The organism is Bradyrhizobium sp. PRIMUS42, from assembly GCF_023006515.1.
Taxonomy (GTDB): domain Bacteria; phylum Pseudomonadota; class Alphaproteobacteria; order Rhizobiales; family Xanthobacteraceae; genus Bradyrhizobium.
On record NZ_JALBGZ010000660.1, the window covers coordinates 1 to 3,482 of the forward strand.

The 3,482-nt window shown below is 61.9% G+C and carries 2 protein-coding genes and 1 pseudogene; 1 reads left to right on the plus strand and 2 read right to left on the minus strand.

The genetic code is table 11. From position 1 onward, the window contains the following. Window positions 1-109 precede the first annotated feature (109 nt). Window positions 110-418: pseudogene (locus tag MOV75_RS31350) on the minus strand (urea ABC transporter permease subunit UrtB); the annotation flags it as partial. Window positions 419-502: 84 nt separating this feature from the next. Continuing rightward, a complete protein-coding gene (gene urtA, locus MOV75_RS31355) occupies window positions 503-1,831 on the minus strand; it encodes an urea ABC transporter substrate-binding protein (RefSeq protein WP_246931634.1) in 1,329 nt (442 codons plus the stop codon). 481 nt (window positions 1,832-2,312) lie between these two features. On the opposite strand from urtA, the gene MOV75_RS31360 reads away from it, so the two are divergent. Next, window positions 2,313-3,482, plus strand: a 1,170-nt coding sequence (locus MOV75_RS31360) for a DEAD/DEAH box helicase (protein WP_247007256.1), incomplete at its 3' end; no start/stop codon positions are given.

Below are 3,482 nucleotides of genomic sequence, written 5' to 3' on the forward strand. Positions count from 1 at the left end.
TACGAAGCTGTTGTGTCGCACGAACCCACGAACTCCGTCATTGCGAGCGCAACGAAGCAATCCAGACTGCCTCCGCGGAAAGATTCTGGATCGCTACGCTCGCGATGACGGGAACGCTGGCCACCGCCTGACCGGTCGCGGCATCGATCGACTTGCCGTCGGTGCCGGTGACGTAAACCTTCTTGCTGTCGGGGTCGGCCATGAGGCGGCCGTCCTGGAGCGCACTGATGATGGGAAAAGCCAGCGGATTGCCGCTGCCCGCGACCACGCCGATCGCCTCTTCCGTGTCGGAGAAATCGTCATTGGCGAATTTGGCGACCCCATCCTCGAACGGACCGGCGAAGGCCGGCAGCGCGAACGCAATCAGCAACAACGTGAGCGCAAGCGAGCAGAGGCGCGCGGACAAATAGGCTGGCACTGTGAATGACCCCGGCGGAAATGAGTGGAGAAGGCGGCGGGATCGCCGCCTTCTCCGTTCGTGCAATGGAGTGTCAGATCCGGATCAGGAGCCCGAACCGAGGCACTTGTTGGTCTTGGTGTTGAAGTTGCCGCACTTCTTGCCGACCCAGTCGCCGATCAGGTCCTTGGAGCCGTCGAGCTCCTTCGACCAGGCGTCGCCCGCGACGAGGCCCGGGGTCTTCCAGACTACGTCGAATTGGCCGTTGCCCTTGATCTCGCCGATGAACACCGGCTTGGTGATGTGGTGGTTCGGCAGCATCTTCGACACGCCGCCGGTCAGGTTCGGCGCTTCGATGCCGGGAAGCGCGTCGATCACCTTGTCCGGATCGGTCGACTTCACCTTCTCGACGGCCTTCACCCACATGTTGAAGCCGATCACATGCGCTTCCATCGGATCGTTGGTCACGCGCTTCGGATTCTTGGTGTAGGCCTGCCAGTCCTTGATGAACTTCTCGTTCGAGCCGTCCTTGGTCTTGATCGACTCGAAGTAGTTCCAGGCGGCGAGATGGCCGACCAGCGGCTTGGTGTCGATGCCGGCGAGCTCTTCCTCACCCACCGAGAACGCGACGACCGGGATGTCCTTCGCCTTGATGCCCTGGTTGCCGAGTTCCTTGTAGAAGGGAACGTTGGCGTCGCCATTGATGGTCGAGACCACCGCGGTCTTCTTGCCGGCCGAGCCGAACTTCTTGATGTCGGCCACGATCGTCTGCCAGTCGGAGTGACCGAACGGCGTGTAGTTGATCATGATGTCTTCCTGGGCGACACCCTTGGACTTCAGGTAGGCTTCCAGGATCTTGTTGGTGGTGCGCGGATAGACGTAGTCGGTGCCTGCGAGCACCCAGCGCTTCACCTTCTCTTCCTTCATCAGGTAGTCGACGGCGGGGATCGCCTGCTGGTTCGGCGCCGCACCCGTGTAGAACACGTTGCGCTCGCTTTCCTCTCCCTCGTACTGCACGGGGTAGAACAGGATGCTGTTCAGCTCCTTGAACACCGGGAGCACCGACTTGCGCGACACCGAGGTCCAGCAGCCGAATACGACCGAGACCTTGTCCTTGGTGATCAGCTCGCGCGCCTTCTCGGCGAACAGCGGCCAGTTCGAGGCGGGATCGACCACGACGGCCTCGAGCTTCTTGCCGTTCACGCCGCCCTTCTTGTTCTGCTGGTCGATCAGGAAGAGGATGGTATCCTTCAGCGTGGTTTCGCTGATGGCCATGGTGCCGGAAAGGGAGTGCAGCACGCCGACCTTGATGGTGTCGTCGGCGGCTTTCGCGCCGGTCAATGGCGCCAGACCGAGCATCAGGCCGGCGGTCGCAGCGAGAACGCCACGGCGGCTAAATGACGCCGCTATATCGTGAATGGATTTGCTAAGCATGAGTGTCTCATCTCCCTGACGCAGACGTGAAAAACGCTGCGAAACGGCCCCTACGGCCGCCTGCGATTAACGGATTCGCAAGAACCGTGCCATGGACTGAGCACCCACCAACCACTTGGTTTCGCTGGAGTAATTGCCAGAAATCAAAGTTTCGCCACCAAGAAACAGCTCAAAACTTGAGCAATTCAAATGTATGCCAAAGCGGCAGGCGGGTTATTTTTTAGGCAAATTGGTCACTCTGGCTAAATTTCCGGCATAACTATTTCTGCACCGCAATCGCCATTTCAGCCGAGCCAGCCTTGAAAGGGTCCCCTAAATGTTCCATATGAACGGCCGAGACCTCTTGCGAATCAAGGGGTCGTTGCGAGCCGCGTGTTCTTAAGCCCCTACGGGCCTCTGGCTTGCCCCATATCTCACAAGCCATCCGACACCCTAAACACGCAGGTGTCTTCTCGACACCCTTTTGCGCGCGCCGCGCTGAATGCGCCGGGCGCCCGCTTTTGACATGGAAAGAACCCATCTTTTGACTTCGTTTCAGGATTTCGGCCTCGCCGAACCGATCGCGCGTGCTCTCGCCGAAGAGAACTACGTCACTCCCACCCCCATCCAGGCCCAGACTGTTCCGATCGCGCTGACCGGGCGCGACGTCGTCGGCATCGCCCAGACCGGAACCGGCAAGACCGCGTCCTTCGCGCTGCCGATCCTCCACCGCCTGCTCGAGAACCGCATCAAACCGCAGCCCAAGACCTGCCGGGTGTTGGTGCTGTCGCCCACCCGCGAGCTGTCAGGCCAGATCCTTGATAGCTTCAACGCCTATGGCCGCCATATCCGCCTGTCCTCGACGCTCGCCATCGGCGGCGTGCCGATGGGCCGCCAGGTCCGTGCACTGATGCAGGGCGTCGACGTGCTGGTCGCCACCCCGGGCCGCCTGCTCGATCTCGTGCAGAGCAATGGCCTGAAGCTTGGCAGCGTCGAGTTCCTCGTGCTCGACGAAGCCGACCGCATGCTCGACATGGGCTTCATCAACGACATCCGCAAAATCGTCGCGAAACTCCCGATCAAGCGGCAGACGCTGTTCTTCTCGGCCACCATGCCGAAGGACATCGCCGAGCTCGCCGACGCCATGCTGCGTGACCCCGCCCGCGTCGCGGTGACCCCGGTCTCCTCGACCGCCGAGCGGATCAACCAGCGCATCGTCCAGGTCGATTTCTCGGCCAAGCCCGCCTTCCTGACCAAGCTTCTGAAGGACGAGCCGGTCAACCGTGCACTGGTCTTCACCCGCACCAAGCACGGCGCCGACAAGGTCGTGAAGTCGCTCGAGAAGGCCGGCATCCCCGCCAGCGCCATCCACGGCAACAAGTCGCAGAACCATCGCGAGCGCACGCTCGCCCAGTTCCGCTCGGGCGAGATCCGCACCCTGGTCGCCACCGACATCGCCGCCCGCGGCATCGACGTCGACGGCATCAGCCACGTCATCAATTTCGACCTGCCCAACGTGCCGGAAACCTACGTCCATCGCATCGGCCGCACCGCGCGCGCCGGCGCCGAAGGCACGGCGATCTCGCTGGTCGCAGGCGGCGAGGAACTCAGCTACCTCCGCGACATCGAACGGCTGATCAAGGTGGCGCTGCCGCGCGAAGACCTCCGCACC

What these genes read in the sequence shown, in the direction of transcription:
- urtA (WP_246931634.1), bottom strand. Translation starts at nt 1,831, where the DNA reads ATGCTTAGCAAATCCATTCACGATATAGCGGCGTCATTTAGCCGCCGT.